This window comes from Gilvibacter sp. SZ-19 (assembly GCF_002163875.1).
GTDB lineage: Bacteria > Bacteroidota > Bacteroidia > Flavobacteriales > Flavobacteriaceae > Gilvibacter.
Genome location: NZ_CP019333.1, coordinates 2,950,847 through 2,971,569, shown reverse-complemented (window position 1 = coordinate 2,971,569; position 20,723 = coordinate 2,950,847). Strand labels below are relative to the sequence as shown.

Annotated in this window: 13 protein-coding genes and 2 tRNA genes; 5 read left to right on the top strand and 10 right to left on the bottom strand. The window is 45.4% G+C overall.

Going from position 1 to position 20,723, the window contains the following annotated elements:
* Positions 1–254: 254 nt before the first annotated feature.
* The 6 genes from BTO09_RS13775 to BTO09_RS13750 all read right to left on the bottom strand — a co-directional run bounded on the left by BTO09_RS13775 (position 255) and on the right by BTO09_RS13750 (position 4,034).
* Positions 255–329: transfer RNA gene (locus BTO09_RS13775), tRNA-Pro, on the bottom strand.
* A 66-nt stretch (positions 330–395) separates the two neighbouring features.
* Positions 396–479 (bottom strand) — tRNA-Ser (locus BTO09_RS13770).
* Between the two features lie 84 nt (positions 480–563).
* Positions 564–1,724, bottom strand: coding sequence for a class I SAM-dependent methyltransferase (locus tag BTO09_RS13765; RefSeq protein ID WP_157663527.1), 1,161 nt, complete (start codon positions 1,722–1,724; stop codon positions 564–566).
* 3 nt (positions 1,725–1,727) lie between these two features.
* Positions 1,728–2,816, bottom strand: a complete 1,089-nt coding sequence (locus BTO09_RS13760) for an AI-2E family transporter (protein WP_087525333.1) — start codon at positions 2,814–2,816, stop codon at positions 1,728–1,730.
* A gap of 46 nt (positions 2,817–2,862) precedes the next feature.
* Complete coding sequence (locus tag BTO09_RS13755; RefSeq protein WP_157663526.1) at positions 2,863–3,375, bottom strand: TrmH family RNA methyltransferase; 513 nt, start codon at positions 3,373–3,375, stop codon at positions 2,863–2,865.
* Between the two features lie 2 nt (positions 3,376–3,377).
* Positions 3,378–4,034 (bottom strand): DUF4159 domain-containing protein, encoded by a 657-nt coding sequence (locus BTO09_RS13750; protein ID WP_087525331.1) that lies wholly within the window; start codon positions 4,032–4,034, stop codon positions 3,378–3,380.
* A 317-nt stretch (positions 4,035–4,351) separates the two neighbouring features.
* Between BTO09_RS13750 and BTO09_RS13745 the strand changes: the two genes are divergently transcribed.
* From BTO09_RS13745 to BTO09_RS13730, 4 genes are all read left to right on the top strand, one after another.
* On the top strand, positions 4,352–5,731 hold the full coding sequence (locus BTO09_RS13745; protein WP_157663525.1) for a helix-turn-helix domain-containing protein: 1,380 nt from the start codon (positions 4,352–4,354) through the stop codon (positions 5,729–5,731).
* A gap of 186 nt (positions 5,732–5,917) precedes the next feature.
* Positions 5,918–8,971 carry a SusC/RagA family TonB-linked outer membrane protein gene (locus tag BTO09_RS13740; RefSeq protein ID WP_087525329.1) on the top strand — a complete coding sequence of 1,018 codons (3,054 nt, stop codon included), beginning with the start codon at positions 5,918–5,920 and terminating at the stop codon, positions 8,969–8,971.
* An 11-nt stretch (positions 8,972–8,982) separates the two neighbouring features.
* Positions 8,983–10,410, top strand: coding sequence for a RagB/SusD family nutrient uptake outer membrane protein (locus tag BTO09_RS13735; RefSeq protein WP_087525328.1), 1,428 nt, complete (start codon positions 8,983–8,985; stop codon positions 10,408–10,410).
* A gap of 11 nt (positions 10,411–10,421) precedes the next feature.
* Positions 10,422–11,297, top strand: a complete 876-nt coding sequence (locus BTO09_RS13730) for a hypothetical protein (protein ID WP_157663524.1) — start codon at positions 10,422–10,424, stop codon at positions 11,295–11,297.
* 72 nt (positions 11,298–11,369) lie between these two features.
* Here the strand turns inward: BTO09_RS13730 and BTO09_RS13725 are convergent, their stop codons facing one another.
* Together BTO09_RS13725 and tsaD are read right to left on the bottom strand one after the other, a co-directional pair.
* The gene (locus BTO09_RS13725; protein ID WP_087525326.1) at positions 11,370–12,086 is read right to left on the bottom strand and encodes a 16S rRNA (uracil(1498)-N(3))-methyltransferase; all 717 of its coding nucleotides are present in this window, start codon (positions 12,084–12,086) and stop codon (positions 11,370–11,372) included.
* 21 nt (positions 12,087–12,107) lie between these two features.
* Positions 12,108–13,145, bottom strand: coding sequence for a tRNA (adenosine(37)-N6)-threonylcarbamoyltransferase complex transferase subunit TsaD (gene tsaD, locus BTO09_RS13720; protein ID WP_087525325.1), 1,038 nt, complete (start codon positions 13,143–13,145; stop codon positions 12,108–12,110).
* Between the two features lie 37 nt (positions 13,146–13,182).
* On the opposite strand from tsaD, the gene BTO09_RS13715 reads away from it, so the two are divergent.
* Positions 13,183–17,625 carry a translocation/assembly module TamB domain-containing protein gene (locus tag BTO09_RS13715; RefSeq protein WP_087525324.1) on the top strand — a complete coding sequence of 1,481 codons (4,443 nt, stop codon included), beginning with the start codon at positions 13,183–13,185 and terminating at the stop codon, positions 17,623–17,625.
* On the opposite strand, the gene BTO09_RS13710 is transcribed toward BTO09_RS13715, so the two are convergent.
* Both BTO09_RS13710 and BTO09_RS13705 read right to left on the bottom strand, forming a co-directional pair.
* Positions 17,622–18,005: a RidA family protein gene (locus tag BTO09_RS13710; protein ID WP_087525323.1), complete on the bottom strand. Its 384-nt coding sequence runs from the start codon at positions 18,003–18,005 to the stop codon at positions 17,622–17,624. The two genes, BTO09_RS13715 and BTO09_RS13710, sit on opposite strands and share 4 nt — an antisense overlap.
* Positions 18,006–18,015: 10 nt before the next feature.
* Positions 18,016–20,682, bottom strand: coding sequence for a putative LPS assembly protein LptD (locus BTO09_RS13705; RefSeq protein WP_232455014.1), 2,667 nt, complete (start codon positions 20,680–20,682; stop codon positions 18,016–18,018).
* Positions 20,683–20,723: the final 41 nt, after the last annotated feature.

Sequence of the window (20,723 nt, the reverse complement as noted above, 5' to 3'; positions counted from 1 at the left end):
TCTAGGATTCTTTTGCTTCGCAATAGATCCTTAATAGGGGATGTAGCTAGAGAAAGCCAGAAAGCTCCGCTTTCTATGGCTTTTTTGTTTCCCTCGCTCACTGGAAACAAGTTTCCGTTCGTAAAGAAAAGCAACTCACAATGGGATTATGCTCCCTTTGGTCGCATCATCCTCTGTATTGTTCGTTGCTAAAAGAAAAAGCCTGTACCGCTTAAGAAAGTAAACTTTCTACGCTGTACAGGCTTTTTCTTTTGTCGGGGTGGCAGGATTCGAACCTGCGACCTCCTGCTCCCAAAGCAGGCGCGATAACCGGGCTACGCTACACCCCGCAGTTTGTAAACAAACTGCGGCGCGCAGTGTTTACACAACTAACTTTAAAGTTTTAAGAACTTCTGCGGAGAGACCGGGATTCGAACCCGGGCAACGGTTACCCGTTGACAGATTAGCAATCTGCTCCATTACCACTCTGGCACCTCTCCAATAAACACTAATACCGTTGCCGATTTTAGCGGAGGCAAAGTTAACTTTTCGAATTAGATAACACAACCAATTTTCAGATTTTTTTATAAAATGGGCTCGGCTTCTAAAACCACGCGTTGTCCGTCTAGCAAAGTGGTAAAAATGAGGTAATTATTTCCCGCATCCTTGATCTTATACTGCTGTCTCAGTTTGGCTACGGGGAGCGGAAAATTCTTGGAAATGACCAAATAGTCTTGCTTCTGATATTCGCGCATGGTCTTTTTTGCATAAGGGAATTGCTTGAGCAATCTAAATCTACGTCCGGGGAAATATACCAATTCGTCAGCAGTGAAAATATGGCTGTTAACAGACAGCTTGTCCAGCTTGTATTTATAAGCGACATAATCAAAAGCCTGTAGTTTCATTAGCGCAGCATGCGGCAAGTATAAATATGTTTTGGGGTCAGCAAACGTAATAGGTTCATTAACAACTCCGATTTCATCTATTTCCGCTCCCGCTGAGGTAAGGTTTACGGCCATATGGGTTAGGGTAGTAGCCTGTGCTTCACAGAGCAATAGCAGTTCTTTCACCTCGCCCTTTACTGCGAGTACAGTGACCTGCTTTAAACTAGGCAGTTGCCGCTGAGCCTGATCCAGATCTAACATCGGGGCCGCCTTAATGAGTAAACGGTTTGTATGCCTTAAGAGTCGCTCCTGTAAGGCTACTACATTAGGTTCACAGTCTTCCAAACGAAAAGCACGCTGCACCTTAGAGCGCCGGTCCGGATCGCAATAGATAATATCCCAATGCCCACGCGCTAACACTTGTAAACTATCTCCAACATGCACGGTGATATTATCAAGCCCAAGCGTTTTAAAGTTGTGCGCAGCTATGGCCGCCAGTTCGGCATTGTGTTCGCAATAATGCACTTCTTCAAACTGTTGGGCAAAAGCCATAGTATCTATACCAAGCCCTCCTGTAAGGTCCAGAAGACGTTTCCCGCTATGGGGCTGCCCTTTATAGGTGGCTGTTTCTGCGGAGGAGCTCTGTTCTAAATTGAGTTTGGGAGGAAACAGCAGCCCACTTTTGTCATAGAGCGCAGGGAGTTTGGTTTTGATCCGTTGTCGCGCGGCGATCTGAGAGGCAATGTCTGCCATAGACACGTTTTCAAAAACTGCCTTTTTTAGGGCAATAGTTGCGGGTTCAGCCTGGAGATTCTCCAATATATATTCTTGTACCTCTGGGCTAACAAGTGCGCTTAGCAAGACCTAGAGGTTTTTGGTGAGCTTCTGTACAACCTTGTATTCCGACAAGAACTCCTTGGCGATCACTTTTATAGCCGTATAGGCAGGTACGGCCACTACCATACCGACAATGCCTAATAACAATCCGCCAATAATTATGATCAGAAATATCTCTAACGGATGCGACTTGACACTAGAAGAGAAGATTAGAGGCTGATTCACAAAGTTGTCTATTAGCTGTACTACCACAAAACCGATCATTACATAAATAGTGGTCGGTAATATGACTGTTTGAAAATCCGCCCCAATATTACTGGACATACTCAACAGGAGCATCAATGCACCACCAATAAGCGGCCCTACATAAGGGATCAGATTCAATAAGGCACATAGAAATGCGATAACCACAGCGTTTTCAATGCCAAAGATCAATAAGATTATGGTATACAGTACAAACAATACTGTAACCTGGCCTAGAAGCCCTAAAAAGTAACGAGTTAGTAGGTTGCGGATCTTGGTAACGCTATTCTTTAGCCGATTCTCATCAGAGTTCTTTACCAGACTCATCAGCGAGCGGTCAAACATAGAACTGTCCTTTAAAAAGAAGAACGAAATGAACAGCACCGAAAATAGCCCAATGCTAAAGGAGCCCAAGGCTCCGAAAATATGATTCAAAAAGTCAGGTACGGCCTTGTAGTCTATTTTAGAGAGCCAGTCCATTTCTTCTAAGGTGGTCAATAGGTCTATCCCGCGAGCAGAGAAGTAATCCTTAGCCTGGTTGAACAGCTCCTCGAAATTACTTTGTAGGCCATTCATATTAAGCAACGAAAGGTTCTTGCTCTGTTTGGCTATCAGCGGAATAAACAGCGACATAATTCCCAAGAATACGGCAAACATCAAACTTATGGTGGTCACCACCGCTAAGCTATTGCCAAATTTTAGGCGTCTTCTTAAAAATACCACTACCGGACGACCAATAAGCGCAATAACTGCTGCCAGACAAATGTAAACCAATACCGAACGGATCTGGTATAAGAACCAAAGCAACAAGGCTACAGCTACAAGTACCCCCACAGCCCGTAAGATTCCGTTGGCAATTGTTTTCGATGTCATAGTGGTGGTTTATTGTTGTGTTTTAAAAATAGGCAATTCACGGCAACTACAAAAGCTGCCGGTTAATACTATACAAGGCAATTGCGGTAGCCTGCGCCACATTCATGCTACTGTTGTTTCCGTACATAGGTATATGCGTGGCCAGATGGCATCGCGCTAGTACTTCTGGAGACACTCCTTGGCTTTCGCCTCCTAAAATCAAAGCGATAGGAGCGGAGCTGTCTAAAACTAGCTGTGCCAAAGGGATACTATTGGTGGTTATTTCTAAAGCGATTATTTGGGTGTTGGGAGCCTTGTTCGTTATGTGCTCTAAAGCATTAAGGGTCGTGTCAAAACTATGTATCGTGATTGCGCGCTCTGCGCTTCTTGCAGTGCGTTTTAAGCGGGAGGAGTTCAGATCTACTGCGGATTCACACAAGAAAAGCTCTCCAACGCCAAAAGCCTCCATAAGCCTAAGAATACCACCAATATTGGCTGGAGATTGCAAGCCATCGGTAACAATAGAAATTGGAAACTGTTTAGATTCGAACTGAGTCTGCTCGTGTGATAATTGTGCCACCCCTATTGATTAAAGGCAAATTTGACAATATTGGCACCCATCTGTAAGGCTTTTAACCGCACGGCAGGCGGATCGTTGTGAATCTCCGGGTTTTCCCAACCATCGCCAATATCAGATTCGTAAGTATATAACACCAGCAGCCTGTCGTTCTCAAAAATGCCAAAAGCTTGCGGGCGGCCGTTGTCGTGCTCGTGTATTTTGGGTAAGCCTTGTGGAAATTTAAAATGTATGCTGAATAGCGGGTGGGAGGCCGGTAGTTCTTTCAACTCTTTGTCTGGAAAGATCTTACTGAGTTCTTTTCTCAAATAAGGGTCCATACCGTAATTGTCATCGATATGTAAAAAACCACCACTCAGCAGATAGGTTCGTAGATTTTCAGCTTCTTCATCGGTAAAATATACATTCCCATGCCCCGTCATATGCAACATTGGGTAATTGAAAAGATCAATGCTTCCAGGCTTAACGCTGTTTACGCGATCTTTCATCACCGTACCGATCTCTTGGTTACAAAAGCGGATCAAATTCGGAACCGCCGTTGGGTTGCTGTACCAATCGCCACCACCGCCGTATTGTAGCACAGCAATTTCTTGTGCAATAAGGCTTGTGGTCAGACTAAACAATAGCAGACAACTTATACTTATTATACGGATCGGTCTCATGCCATAAAGGTAGCATTCCTTTCTCTTAAATAAATGCCAAATAGGCTAAAATTGTAGGGTAAATCCCCGGTAAATTGTTGTAAATTAAAAGAAGATGATTAATAATGATTTATTTCTGAGCTTTGAATGTTAAAATCTTAGTGTTTTTATAACAGTGTTCTATATATTTGTATTACAGCGTTTTATGGTTGTCTCCTGATAAAGGTTTACGAGTAAACTTCTATCGGGATGTACTGTCCGCTTTTATTTTACCTTGCTGAGGCTTATCTTTAATTGAAAATTCTGCTATGCTAACCATCCAGGCAAAATTCAAAAAAATGATCGTGCTACTGCTCCTAGTTTTGAGCGGCACGACATCTTTTGCCCAGATCTCATCGGCACATATGCAAGAAGAAGTGCAGATCGACTCTGTACTTATGTTTAGGGAGTTGGCATTTAAAGCGGCCAAGACCAACGATGCAGAGACCGCAGCCGTTTATATAGATAAATACGTTAAACGCACTTTAGACTTTCACTTTGTAGAGCACAGCTCGTTCAATTATATCAGTGAGGCTCCGGCCTATCAAAGTCTGGTAGATCAATACGTACCTCAATTCAAGTGGATCGCACTCTTTTATATCTATTCCGGACTTATCGGCTTTTTTATTGTGCTGATCATCAATATCAGAAAGAAAAAAGACCAATTGGCCGCGCTGCTGCTTAGTTTGTTCCTCTTGATTCACTCCGTGTTTATCATACACGTAGGGCTTTATACCATGAATTACACTTTCGAATTACCGCATACTCAAAGCATGTCGACAGTGTTTTCATTCCTATACGGACCATTACTTTATTTTTACTTCAGACGGATCAAAACAGGTTATAAACCTAAATGGATAGACGCGCTTCATCTTTTGCCAACGCTGGCTTTGGTGGTCATGTTCTTACCAATATATGCGCTTTCGGCAGAAGAGAAACTGCGGATGATGCTCGGTTTAGGCAATTACAGTTCCAATCCTTACGGACAATTGGTCGCAGCCGGAAAGATACTTTCGCTGGTGGTGTACGCAACATTGACCTTATTGCTCTTTTTAAAAACAAGAACCCATCGCACACAAGTGCAAACACCGCTTTATGTCTGGCAGCGTAATATAGTTGGCTTTCAGATCTTATACGCTTTGGTTTATTTGGTGTATGGTATACTGCTTATGGCAGATATCAATACCGGGCCGGTTTTCAACTCGCAGTTGATCCTCATGTCTGGCATGGTACTCTATGTGGCCTATGTCGCTTATTCCCAGCCTAAGGTTTTAATGGGCTTCCATTTAGAATCCAACTACCTGAAATACAAGAATTCTGGGCTCACCAACAGTTACTCTTTAGAACTAAAGAATCAGCTGGTGAATCTCTTGGACGAAGAGAAGATCTATCGGGAGAACGACATTAACCTCGATTCCCTTGCCGATCGCCTTGGTACTACACGTCATTCTGCCTCACAGATAATCAACGAGCATTTCGGGCAGAACTTCTTTGAGCTAATAAACAGCTACAGGATCAAGGAGGCTATGGAGATCCTAAAAGCCGATACCGAACGCGAAAAGAACATTATCGACGTGGCCTACGAGGTGGGCTTCAACAACAAAGTAACCTTTAATAAATCGTTTAAGAAGATCAACGAGGTTACGCCTTCACAATACGTAAAGGCCTTATATTCATAAGCTTATTTCGTCTAAAAGGTAAAGGGTAAGGCCCGTTCGGGCTTAGGTAAACTTTAAAAAGGTAAAGGGTAATCCTTATCCATTGCACCCATTTACCGCGGCATTCCCTTAAATATTTGTACTAGCGCATTTAAGAGCGATCCTGCTTTTAAAGCCTCGTTTTTGTTTCATCAAAAATTTGCTAGTATGAAGAGTATGCTAAAAAAAGCCTCTCTGGTATTTCTGCTGATCCCTTGGCTAGGGTTTGCTCAGCAACTTACTGTGACAGGTACCGTAACCGATGCAGAAGGCTTCCCGCTTTTTGGAGCCACTGTACAGATCAAAGACACCAATTTAGGGGTACAAACCGACCTTGACGGAAGCTATACCATCAATGTAGATGGCAGTCAAACCCTGGTGTTCTCGTATGTATCCACTGCACCCTTAGAGATCGCTGTGAACGGCCGCAGTCAGATCAATGTAGTTTTAGAGTCCGAGGCTCTAGAGACTGTAGTGATCTCAGCCCCAATTTACGGCTTAGAGAATCCAACAGCGGCAGTTAGTACTGTAAACGCTAAAGAAGTGGAGCAGGTACCCATTGCCTCTTTAGATCAAGTCTTACAAGGTCGTGTTGCTGGTTTGAACGTAGCCACAGGCTCCGGACAACCCGGTCAACAGGGAACCATTACCATTCGTGGGGTCAACTCCTTTAATGGAGACAGTGAACCTTTGTTCGTTATCGATGGAGTGTTTGTAGACCAAGACAACTTCCGCAGTTTGAACGCCAACGATATTGAGGACATTCAGGTCCTTAAGGACGCGTCCGCCTCGGCGCTTTACGGTAGCCGTGCTGCCGGAGGGGTTATCGTGGTGACCACCAAACGCGGAAAGTTTAACAGTCCGCTTACCTTGACCTATCGTTCCCAGTATGGAGTTTCATTAAAACCCGATCCGAATTTTGACGTCTTGAATTCTCAGCAGCTGTTGGAATATCAAAGGCTCATCGGAACAGGAGCCGGAAATGGTCTAACCGATCAGGAGATCGCAACCCTGGCCCGGATCAATACCGACTGGAGCGATATTTTCTTTAGAAATGGGTCTACCATCTCTCATGAGATCGCCGTTTCTCGCGGAGGTGAGAACAGCCGAAGCTTTAATTCTTTGGGATATTTTGAGCAGGAGGGAATCACGCTAGGTTCTTCCCTGCAGCGATTTACCTTTAGAACGAATAACGAAGTTCGCTCCGATCGCTTTCAGCTTTCGAGCCAGTTCACGGCCAACTTTAGCAAGAGCAATTTTGTGGTAGATCGTGTGCGTGGCGGCAATACCGGCGGGCAGTTAGACAATCCTTTTATCGTGCCCTATATCGGCTTGCCGTTTCAAGATGCCTTTAATCCAGACGGAAGCCTGAACACTTTTGGTACTGTAGAATCTGGAGCCTTAAATCCGGACGGTTCTATCAATGCCTCTGGTGCCAATGGATTTCTGAATACGCCTTATTTGGCCCTGAACACGGCCACTTTCAATACCGACAACGAAGAAGAGCTTCGCCTTATCGGTTCTTTGGACGCCACCTATGAATTGGCGAAGAATCTCAAGCTAGGAGCCTTGTTGGGGGCAGATTACCGCCAACAGAACGGTACTATCATCACAACACCTGGGAGTATCCGTGGGCTAATAACGCCCACTGCGGATTCAGACCTGAAAGGTTCGCGTCAAGAAAGTGACTTCAGAGATCTGCGTGTCAATTTCAACGCCAGTCTTAAATACAAGAACACTTTCGGTGATGTGCACGATGTTAGCGCCTCCTTATTTACTGAGTACAATAAAAGGCATGTACGTTCTTTCGGCTTTGTTGGCTTCGGATTGAATCCACTCTTTGAAGAGTCTATCAACGGAATTACCAACGGGCAAGTTGTTGAGCTTCAAGGCGGAGCAGAGACGCGTCCTTATATCCCGATCCTTTTCGGGGCCCAGAACGACCGCGGTCTGTTTTCTTACTTCGGAGTTTTGAGTTACCGTTACGATAAACGTTACGAACTGCAGGCCAGTTTGCGTAGAGATGGTTCGTCCTTTTTTCCAGACGAGAATGAGTTCGGTACGTTCTATGCCGTTTCTGGCCGTTGGAATGTCGCCAATGAGGCTTTTATGGCAAAGCAAGAGTGGGTCAATGAACTCGCCTTGCGGGTAAGCTATGGAACGGTAGGAAACCAAGAACTGTTTATTCCTTTTGGTCAATTCAGTTTGTTCTCGCCGGCCATAGGTTACAACGCCACTCCGGGTGTAGTACCCAGTGCCATCGGTAATGAAAACTTAAAATGGGAGGAAACCACTCAGGCCAATATCGGTATCGATTTTAGCCTTTTTGACAATCGTTTTAGTGGAAATCTGGATGTGTATTCGAACACTACCCGCGATGCCTTGTTGTTTCGTCCTGTTTCTTTGACCTCTGGGTTTAACACCTTTCCAGACAATGTCGGGAAGCTCAGAAACAAAGGAGTCGATTTTGAATTCAATTACGCCCTCTTGCGTAACGAAGCCAAACAGTTGTATATAAACCTCTATGGTAACCTCAATTACAACGACAACGAGATCTTAAGTCTTTTCGACGGAGAAGAACGCGTTGGGAATCTTGGGGTTGGGCAATCCATTGGAGAATTCCGCCTGGTGCGCTATGCCGGGGTGAATCCTGCCAACGGAGAACCTTTGTATCTGGATGCTAATGGGCAGATCACCAATCAGTTCAATCCAGACGACGCTGTCTTTTTGGGCAAGGGTACGCAGCCGCTTTACAGTGGTGGTTTTGGTGCTGACATTCAATACAAAGGCTTTGCCTTGTCTTGTTTGTGGAGTTTTGCTGCGGAGCAGTACCGTACCAACGGTTCCTTAGCGGTAACAGAAGATCCTTCTCTGGCCGGTTTTGCCAATCAGAGCACCACGGTGCTTAACGCTTGGAGTCAGCCGGGAGACATCACCGATGTGCCCGATCCAAACTTGGGCGGCTTCAGATTTCAGGCCGGAGATCGCTACTTGGAAAACAGTTCCTTTTTGCGTCTGCGCAATATCGTGCTTGGATACACCTTGCGCGGCGAGCAATTCAAGAAGAAGCCTTTTGCCGCCGCAAGGATCTATGTCCAAGGCCAGAACGTGTTAACCTTTAGTCGTTGGCGCGGCTTTGACCCGGAGACCAATACCGGTACTTCGTTCTTCGATTTCCCGACCGCCAGAACCTTTACCCTTGGTTTAGACTTAACCTTTTAAAAATTGAGATCATGAAGAAGTTATTTATATATATCGCCTCGGCAAGCCTGCTATTTGCAGGGTGCCGAGATGCTACAGACATACTTCCGGTAGATTCGGTTGCTGCAGAAGGAGCCTTGACCACTCCGGAAGACATAGACCTTGCCCTCAGTGGGGCGTATGCGGCTTACAATCCGCAGCTGATTATACAGTTCTCCTCTCGCTTTGCAGACGATCTGCGTTTTGGTAATGCCAACGGTGGTCAGGGAACAGTAGAACACAATCAGACCATCAACGCAGGGAGTGGCGTTGTAAACAATATCTACTCCAGTTATTATGCGGTGATCAATCGGGCCAATCGGGTGCTGGAGGCCATTTCGGTAATCGACAGCAGTGACTTAACGCCAGAACAGCTAGATCGTTTGTCACAGATAGAAGGGCAGGCCTTGGCTTTGAGAGCCTTGGCGCATTTTGACCTTTTGACGGTGTTTGCACCAGGATTTGCCGATAATGACCTGGGTGTGCCTTATATCGACTTTGTGGTGATCTTAGAATTGCCGAGTCGCGATAGCGTAGGCGACGTTTTTGCAGGAATCTTAAGTGACTTAGATGCTGCGGATGCGCTTTTGGAAGATTCTGTGAATATCTTTCTTAACAAGGACTTTATCAAAGCCTTGAAAGCGCGTATTGCCTTATATAGAGGTGATTACACGCAGGCTATTGGTATGGCAGATCAGCTTATTGCCACTTATCCTTTAGCGACTCCGGAGCAGTACATCGCCATGTATGCCGATGCGGATAATACCGAGGTCATATTCAAGGCCTCGCGCACGGTGGCAGATGCCAGAGCTGGTGGTCTGTTCTATTTTACAGGTACCGGGGGAGCATTCTTTGAGATGTCCTTTGGTCTCTTTGATTCCTTGGACCCTGCAGATGTTCGCTATGATGTGCTCCTAGACGATGATGTTGACGGCGGTACCATAGATCCGGTGAGTAATCCTCCGGAGACCTTATTTATCAAGAAATATCCGGGACGCGACGGACAGTTTGGGTTGAACGACCTAAAACTCTATCGCGTAGCCGAACAATATTTAATAAAAGCTGAGGCCCAAGCCCGCTTGGGGCAATTGGCCGAGGCAGCACTAACCATCGATGCCCTTCGTGACGCGCGCTTTGGATCCGATCAGCCGGCTCCTAATTATTCCTCTGTTCTCGAAGCCATTACTGACATTTTAAGTGAGCGCCGCAAAGAATTAGCCTATGAAGGGCATCGATTTATCGACTTGAGAAGAACTCGAGACCTTACGGGTCTTGGGATCGTGCGGAACGAAGCCGATTGCGGCGGGCCTACGCCTTGTGAACTCTTGCCAAGTGATTTTAGATTCACTTTGCCTATTCCGCAAGCCGAGATCGATGTAAACCCGAATATTGAACAGAATCCAGGTTATGACACCAATTAAATTCAAGAATCATGAAAAAGTATATCATACTCATTTTAATGAATTGCGTGGCTTTTACCGCCTGCGATTCCGATAAAGACCGTATCCTGTTCGATCCGGATAATGGTCAGACCTTACTGAGCTTTGAAAAATCTACTGTAGAACTCGCCATTCTGATCAACGATTCCGGATCGGCAGAGGTGGTGGTCAACAGTTCTACCAGAGCTCCAGAAGACCGAACTTTCAATTTGTCTGTCGCTGCCCCAGTAGGGCTAGGTGCGGATTACTACAACATCCCCAGTAGTTTTACCATTCCTGCCAATGCCTACCAAGGGAGTTTTACTATCTCGGGAATTGATCCTTTGGGAGAACAAATCCCAACAGAAGAGGTATTGGTAAGTATTGAAGCATCAGAAGAGGTGGCAGTTTCTAGTTCGCTTATAATCAAGGTTTTCATTACTTGTCCTGTAGAGGCTGGAGCTTTCACAGGAGATTATCTGGTAGAACAAGTTACGCCGACCATTTTTGGCCTCGATACCTTTGATCCTGACGGGGGTGGAGTGGTTTTGACCCTATATGATCAATCGACCTCTGAAGCGGCTTTAGGCATCACGCTAGGCGGACCAAACCAACGTGCGTTCGAAGCCTTTTATGTGGCCTCTGTAGGCTTAGACAACCTTACTTCTTATGTGATGGATTTTGTGTGCGAGGAGGTGATCTTTGCAGATGAACAATTCACCTTTACCGCCTGTGGTGGCAACTCTATCTTTTTAGGGCCCGGTGTTGGTGGAAATGGCATGTATATCTCTGGAGACGACAGCAGTTTTACCTTGACCTTTCAAGACGATATTACCGATTCTTGTGGCGAAGGTTCTCCTGATGTGACCCTTCAGTGGACCAAACAATGATACTTTTTTTCAAATTTTTTTGAATCAAGGTTGGTTAGCGAAACCCGGGGCTTCGGCTCTGGGTTTCAATATTTAAGACCGAATCAAAGCTGCAGTATGACAAGCCACTAGCGCGGCAGTTTCTGTACGCAGACGCTGCTCTCCCAGACTTGTAGCCTCAAAGCCCGCCGTAACCGCTTTTTCTATCTCCGCAGGGCTAAAGTCACCTTCCGGACCAATTAGCACAAGTATATCCACAGATTCTTGCTCGCCTAGCAAGGTTTTAAGTGGAGTTTTGGAGCTTTCCTCACAGTGGGCTATGGCTTTGATTCCCTTAAGGGCGGCTTGCTCATCGATAAAATTTGAAAATGAGGTAAGCTCGACCAATTCCGGTAAGTGTGCTTGCAGAGATTGCTTCATGGCACTCACCAAGATCTTGTGGTAACGTTCCCAATTGATCTGCTTGCGTTCGCTGTGGTCACACAACAAGGGTGTAATTCGACTAATGCCTATCTCCGTAGCTTTCTCTAAAAACCATTCAAACCGATCGTTGGATTTTGTAGGAGCAACGGCCAAATGCAGTCGGTAGGGCAATGCCGGTAATTTTTCAACCTTGGTAATATAAGCCTCGCAATGTTTGGGTTCTACCAGTCCCAATTCTCCTTGGAACATCAATCCCTTTCCATTGGTAATGTGAATAAGGTCTCCGGTAGACTTTCTAAGTACGCGAGTAATGTGGCGACTTTCTTCTTTGTCAAAGCCTACACTGGTACTGTTGGTGTCTAATTCAGGTTGATAGAATAGCTGCATGGTTCAAAGGTAAAAAAAGCCCTAGATTTCTGCCGGACGGGTAAAGGGTAAACGGGCTTTGGCGTGTAATTCATAACCCGCAAAATTCTCGCGCTCGTATTTGAGTTGGCCAACCATTGCGATCATGCCTGCATTGTCGGTACAAAACTGGAAAGGTGGAATAAAGGTTTCCCAGCCCAGTTCCGTCTTGGCATCTACCATGGCTTGGCGAATGCCACTATTTGCAGAAACTCCTCCGCCTATGGCCACACGCTTAATACCTGTGTCGCGAACGGCATTCTTAAGTTTATCCATAATGTAATCCACTATGGTATACTGTACACTGGCGCAGATATCTTTCAGGTTCTCTTCTATAAAGTTCGGATTCTCTGCTGTATTCTTCTGCACAAAATAAAGCACAGCTGTTTTAAGGCCACTAAAGCTGAATTCATAGGGGCCAACCTTTGGTTTTGGAAAAGGAAAGGCCTTCGGATTCCCCTGCTGGGCCAATTTATCAAAGAGTGGGCCTCCAGGGTAAGGCAAGCCAAGAATCTTTCCTGATTTGTCAAAGCATTCGCCTACAGCATCGTCTATGGTCTCTCCTAAGAGCTCCATATCAAAATAGTCGTTCACACGAACCAATTGGGTGTGGCCGCCGCTTATGGTCAGGGCAAGGAAAGGAAATTCGGGTGGCGTTTGGCCTTCTACCTCGATGAAATGCGCTAAAATATGTGCCCGCATATGGTGTACATCGATTAGGGGAATGTTTAATCCCATGGCCAAAGACTTGGCAAATGAGGTGCCAACCAAGAGCGAACCCATAAGCCCAGGACCACTGGTAAATGCTATGGCGCTTAGGTCTTTTTTTGCGATATTTGCTTGAGCTAAGGCCTGATGAACCACTGGAACAATATTTTGCTGATGCGCTCTGGAGGCAAGCTCTGGAACAACCCCGCCATACTGCTCGTGTATTTTTTGTGTAGCAACAACATTGGAAAGCATTCTACCGTTTGCAATGACAGCGGCACTAGTGTCATCACATGAAGATTCAATTCCCAAAATATAAGTTGGCTTAGCCATAATAAGTGGTACATTTATTGAATACAAAATTACGACTTTGAGCGCTCTGAAAAAATACCGAAAACGAATCCAGCGGATCTTTTTGTTCCTGCTGATCTTTTTGGTGTCGCTCATTATCCTTATCTCGCTGCCTCCGGTACAAACGGCTATAGCTAAAGAGATCACCAAATCAGTAAATGAGAAGTTCAAGACCGATATCAACATTGATCGTGTAGGCCTTAGTTGGAACGGCGATCTGGTGCTGCGCAAATTGCTCATCAAAGATCACAAAGCAGATACTTTGCTTTTTTCTGAAAAGGTTTCCGCTTCTATCCTCAGCTTTCGGAGCATCTACGAGGGCAGTCCAGACCTAAGTCATGTAGATTTTGAAGGCCTGGATTTTTATCTGACCACCTATAAAGACGAACAAGACGATAACCTGACCTTGTTCATCGAGCGTTTTGAAAACGACAATCCACCAAGCGGTGAACCCTTTGTTCTTATGGCAGAGGAAGTAAATATGGAAGATTCGCATATTCGTATCCGCGATGAGAATCAGGAGCTCGAATTGCTTTTCGATTTTAGAGATCTGATCTTAAATGCCCAAGATCTTAAAATCGTAGACGATAAGGTCAGTTTGTGGGTGACCCATTTGTACTTTAACGAAAGGAACGACATCTGCGTGAATCACATGAGTGGCCATTATACGTATGGGCCGGCACATATGGAGATCAAAGACCTCCGCCTTCAGACGGCTTATTCGAACATTGGTGCTTCTGTAATGTTGGACTATCCGGACAAATTGGGAGATTTTATCAACAAGGTGACCATTACGGCCAACTTTGAGCCTTCTGCCATTAGCACTAACGATCTGAGCGCATTTTACGACGAATTCGGTCGTGACGAGACTTTAATTCTATCCGGGGAATTCAAAGGGACCTTGAATGACTTTGTATTTAATACGAACAACACCAGATTCAGATCTACGCGAATCCGGGGGCGATATCAAGGGAAGAATCTTTTGAGCACGGAGAACGGATTTAGTGTCTCCTCGGGCAACCACAACATATCTACCAGTTATACAGATCTAAAGCGACTATTGCCAAATACCTTTGCAGACCTGCCTCAGGAACTGATGAGTCTAGGTGTCTTTGATGTTAACGGAAGTTCTACAGTGACAGGAACCACCCTAGAATCCGATGTCTATATTGCCACTGGTTTAGGAGATCTGCAGACGGTGTTTAAAATGGGGCGGATCAATGAGATTGACAATGCCACCTACAAAGGGTTTCTGCGGATGGATCAGTTCAATTTGGGCACCTTTGTCGGCACCTCTGCCATCGGGGTCTTAGACGGATCCCTAAACTTTGATGGGCGTGGCTTCAACGTAGAAACCGTCAAGTCTAAGATTAATGGTCGTCTCAACACTTTAGAGATCATGGACTACCCGTATCGAGGGGTTCGGGTAAGTGGTACTTTACAAAAGCCGGAGTTTAACGGAGCCTTTACGGTCAACGACCCGAACTTACGCATGGATTTTGAAGGCTTGATCGATGTGTCTAAAGCCATTAATCGCTACGATTTTACGGCCAATGTAGACTATGCTGACTTAAACAAGCTCAATCTGGTCAAAAGAGATTCTATCAGTATTTTTTCTGGTTCCATCCTTATGGACATGACCGGCACCAATGTGGATGATGCTGTAGGAATGATAGAATTCAAGGAGACCATCTATCAGAATCTGGAAGACTATTATTATTTCGACGATCTGATCGTGGAAGCCGGAAATCTTGGAGAAGAGCGCGAAATAAAGATCATTTCTCCGGATGTGGTCAATGGCCGATTGGTAGGGAAATTCAAGATCATGGACCTGCCAAACCTGTTTCGCAATGGAGTAGGGAGTATTTATGCCAATTATCAGCCCATAGAGGTTACCACCAACCAATATCTGGATTACGAATTTGAGGTATTCAGTAAGATCGTAGATGTCTTTGTACCCGAGATCAAACTCGGGGAGAATTCTAGGGTAACGGGTTCTGTCTCCTCTGATGAGTCTGAGTTCAAACTCAACTTCAATTCCCCTGAAATAGGTGTCTACGGCAACTATTTGGGCAATATCAAACTCCGTGTAGACAACGACAACCCACTTTTTAATACCTATATACAAGTAGACTCCGTAGATCTCGGCTTTTACGATCTCAAGGATATGGAGCTGATCAACTTTACCTTAAAAGACACCCTTTTTATCAGGTCTGAGTTCGCGGGCGGAAAAGACAATGCAGACAAGTACAATCTGTCTTTGTATCACACCATAAATCCCGAAGGAAAATCTGTGGTAGGGGTTAAGCGATCTACCGTGGAGTTCAAGGAGAAGACCTGGTATATCAATAAGAATAACAACAGGCTAAACAAGATCGTCTTTGACAATAACTTTAAAGATGTACGGATTGATTCCTTGGTCATGAATCACAAGGAACAGTCTATACAAATGGCTGGCTTTTTAAGAGGGACCGACTACAAGGACTTTAAGTTGAACTTTACCGATGTGGACATTGGCAATATTACGCCGGTGGTTGAGAATCTAGATCTTTACGGCATAGTCAATGGTCGCTTGAATTTCTTGCAACGCGATGGCGCGTATTATCCGGATTCCAATGTGCGGATCTCAGACGTAAGTATCAATGATGTTTACTACGGAGATCTGGTCATGAAGGTCACCGGAAACGAAGATCTCTCCCAATACGATGTCAATTGTACGCTGAGTAGTGGGAGCGTAAAGGCCATTTCTGCCGTCGGTGGAATAGACTTAAGACCGCGCGAACCGCAAATAGCCCTCGATGTGCGTTTGGATCGTTTGAACCTCAGTGCATTGACGCCTTTTGGAACAGACGTAATAACCGATATACGCGGCTTTGCCAGTGGTTTTGCCAGAGTAAGTGGTAGTTATAAGAACCCAGATATTAAAGGAAAGATAAGTATGGATGCAGCTGGTTTGGCTATCCCGTATCTCAATGTGGATTACGCCTTTGATGATGCCGCGGAGTTGTTTATTAACGGCGGCCGCTGGGATCTTGGTAACATCCCGCTTAAGGATACCAAATACGGTTCTGGAGGTATCTTGTCCGGTTATGTGACTCATCAAAAGTTCCAAACTTGGAATTTGAATCTCAAGGTAGTAACAGACAATTTATTGGTGCTAGACACCCCATTTGAAGAAGACGCCTTATACTATGGAACCGCCTTTGTAAGCGGTGAGACGGATATTTATGGCCCTACCGATGCCTTGACCATAGACGTAATAGCGACCACAGAACCGAATACGGTTTTCAATATTCCGCTAAGTGATGTAGAGGCGCTAGGAGAAGAGGGTTATATTCGTTTTCTGTCTCCAGAAGAGAAGGCAGCACGCCTTAGAGGAGAGGCCATAGCCCAAGAAAAGATCACTGGTTTGGAGATGAACTTCGACTTGGATATTAATGAAAATGCGCTCTTGGAGGTTGTGATAGATCAGAAGAGCGGTTCCAAGCTCAGAGGGCGGGGTGCAGGAATTATACTGGTGGAGCTCAACACCCTGGGTAAATTCAATATGTGGGGTGATTTTAGAGTGATAGAGGGGAAGTATGACTTCAAATATCAAAACATCATCTCCAAGACCATAGACGTGGATGACGATGGTCTTATTACCTGGAACGGAGATCCAACCCGCGCCAATCTAGACATTAAAGCCCGTTACAAGACCACGGCAAACCCTTCGGTGCTCTTAGATAATCCTGGAGCCAACAGAAAGATAAACGTAGACGCTGTGGTGGCCCTAAGTGGAGAGATCCTAAAGCCTGAGCTCGATTTCTTTGTGGAATTCCCACGCGCTAATAATGTAGTGGCAGAAGAGCTTAAAGACAAGCTGCGCTCTAAAGAACAGCGCGAACAACAAGCAATATTCTTATTGGCCATAGATCAGTTCCAAGATACGGCCGGTGGTTTTGACAATCCGGTTGGTAGCGTGGTATCTCAAGCGGTGGGCTCTGTCCTTAACGACTTGCTCAACGACAAGGACTCTAAGCTGAATATAGAAGTGGCTTACGATGTAGGAGACAGACGTCCAGACCTAGATACCGGCGACAGATTCAGAACTACTATCTCTGCAAATATTACAGACCGGATTATTATTAACGGTGAAGTTGGGATCCCTGTTGGGGGAGTTAACGATACCCAAGTGGCTGGAGACGTGGAGATCCAGTGGCTTATCAATGAGGACGGTTCGCTGCGGATGAATTTCTTTAATCGTCAGGCGCAGATCCAGTTCATTGGAGAACAGCTCAACTTTGAACAGGGAGCAGGTATTTCTTATACTGTGGATTTTGACACCTTTAGAGAATTGGTCAAAAAGATCTTTAATAAGAATATCGAATTGGAGGCAGACAGTACTCTAAATGTGGTTCCAGATGACTCAGACCCAGATCTAGGCCCTGTAAATTTTGGCGGAAGGAAGAACGATAATTAACGTCCGGCGATCATCCCGATCTCTACATTGACGTATTTGGGCAAATTGGCCACTTGCACCGTCTCTCTGGCAGGCGCAGTATCTGCGTCAAAGTATTCTCCGTAAATGGCGTTCACCTCGGCAAACTGCCCCATGTCATTTAAGAAAATCGTGGTTTTAATAACGTTCTCAAAGCTCATATCCGCAGCAGCCAAGACAGCCTTTAAATTCTCCATGACCTGTCTGGTCTCCGCTTGAATCGATTCCATCACCATTTCGCCACTCGTAGGATCTATCGCGATCTGTCCTGAAGTATACAGCATATCGCCGTACATCACAGCTTGAGAATAGGGCCCAATAGGTGCAGGGGCATCGGTAGTATTAATGATCTTTTTTGCCATAAGAGAAGTATTAAAGTCGCTGATCGGGTCGGCGCTGTTTGTCGTATTTGATATCGCTGAGCACATCCGCAGTGATCCCAACATAAAAGTACCAAGAACTTCGGTTGCTAAATGGAACCCAGGTAAAGTTCATGTTCCAACTCTCCAGATCTCTATTGAATCGAAACTGTGTAAAGGTGAATCCTTTGTTGGTAAAGTCATAACCCGAAGATGCTCCCACAGACCAGCGCGGAGATAACTCCACATTTCCACTGAACATGAGCGAGTGGGAAGAGATTGTATTTTCGCGTTGTCGGTTCGAATAAGTTATGGTGTAAGCCAGACGCAGATCCCAAGGGAAACTATAGCGGTAGCGCTGAAATTCAGAAGGATCTTCCTTATCACCAGGGTCTCTGTTTCTGGCATTGTTTCCAAATTCGTTGGAATTACCAAATAGGTCATCCGGACGACCTCCGTTCCTAAAGGTCTCGTTATCTAAGCGGTCCTCGTCTGTAGCTCCTCCAGTTAAGAAATCTTTACTGTTAAAGGCGTAGTTCATACTCATGTTAAAATCCGTGAGTCGAAACAAACTACCGCCATTGTTGATGTTTAGTGTGTTAATGCGCTGATTATTGTTGTTGAGCGCATAGGGGTCCAAACTACCGCCAAAGTTCAGATCCAGCTTGGGCAGTACAGGTAAACTTCCTCTAAAACTAACAGGAGCCAAGTTCAGCGAGTCTGCCAACAGATTGTAATTGGTACTGAACGAGAGGTTGTTGAGCAGCATGATCTTTTTAGGTTCTGTAGCCGTAGTGTCTTTGTCGCGGACCTTGGCCTCTATGGTGTTGCTAACACTAAAGCCAATATTACTGCTCGCATTCAAACTAGGAGCCCCATAGAGCGTATTCTCGAATCGGGAGTATTGTACAACTTCCTCTCGATCTGGAGTCCCGGCAACTTGGGCCGTATACTCATCGTAGAACTGATCAAAACTAGGAGTGTTACTGTAACTTATAGTAGGCCGCACGACATGTCTTATAGCTTGGATCTTCCTGGCTGTGGAATCTTTTTTGAGTCCGAAGGGGAAATTCCCGTAAACCGTTGTTCCTAAACTAGCCGAGAAATTATAAGTGCGGTAAGAATCAAAGCCGCGCAGGGTGTCTACAGCTACGCCACCAGCTCCTTCATTGAGCTCCGGATCAAAACTTTGCTCAAAGGTCTTAAAGACCCAAGTCTCCTGATAGTTTGCGCTTACAGAAGCACTGATGTAATTGAGCAACTTGAAGTTTGTGGTGATCGGAATGGTGTGGCGAGCTCCCAAACGCGCATCTCTAAACATTTCCGGTCTAAAGAACAGGCTGTCTGTAGTGTTGTACTGATTAATAGCCTGCACATCGTATTGCAGGTTAATATTTTGAATGATACCCTTTTTACTTCCAGATTTAGGCGCAAAAGGGAAGACCCTAGAGACATTTCCCGTAAAGGTGGGTAAGGTCATTGAGATCTGTTCACTTTGCGAGTTTTGGGTATGTGTGGCCGTTAAGGCTAAGTTTATCTGCGGATTTCCCTGTATCACTTTGGTGTAAGACACCGAAGAACTCAAGTTGTTGTTCAAAAAGTTGGCCGTGTTGTTTTGGTTTACCGATTGGCGGTAGAACTGAGAACTACCGAGGTTTACGGAAGCCGAAAAACGGGAATTCGGATTGGCCTTTTGATCCTGAGAGTGATTCCAGCGCAGGTTGTAAATGGTCTGTTGGGCAAAGTCCGGGAATCCGCGTTCGCTGGTCAGGTTGTTCTCGTATCTAAAACTCAGATTTCCGTTGAACTTATAACGTACCCGGTATGCGCTCTCTACTTTAACTCCATAACTTCCGTTGGTGAAGTAGTCTCCCATTACGGTGAGATCCGCATAGTCTGCAATAGGAATATAGTATCCGAAGTTCTGAAAAAAGAAACCGCGGTCATTGTCTTCGCCAATAAGCGGTAAGATAAAGCCAGATTTCCGATCTTCTGTCAGCGGAAAGAAGGCAAAAGGTAAGCCAATGGGTGTAGGAACATCGGCTATATACATATTGGTCAGCCCGGTAACGATCTTTTTCTTGGGCACAAATTTTACCTTGCGCGCATAGAAATAATACTCCGGATCGTCCACGTTCTCAGACGTGGTAAAGCGCACATTGCTCATGTAGACTACCGAGTCGTTCACTTTTTTAGCTACCTCTCCGCGAACGCGGAATCCATTCTGTACCGTACGCGAATTGTATATGAGCGCTTTTTGGGTGTCAAAATTAAAGATGATGGAATCTGGTTCTACTTCGCTAGGGCCTTGTGTAAAGACCGGCATTTGGGTATAAGTGCCCGAGGTGTCTACGATTCCCTTGGCGGTGACCTCGTTCTTGTTGTAGTCTAGAACAATGATCCCAGCTTCTATCTTCATGTCCTGATAGGTGACAAAGGCTTCGTTATAGAGGTATACCTTGTTTTCCCTGCGGTTAATAAAAACATAGTCTTTTCCGAAATAATCGACCACATCGGTGATCACTTCTTGTTCTGGGACCAAGCTGTCTCCGGTTATGCTGTCTCTTTGAGCAATATTCACAGGTTGGGTGAACAAGCTGTCCATGGCCACACGGGTAGAGTCTCTGCTAGCTCTTGGGATAACCACCGCGGTACTGTCTGGCAAGTCCTGTGCCTGCATCTGGCTCGGCGCTAACATCAGCAGCAACAATCCGATCACAA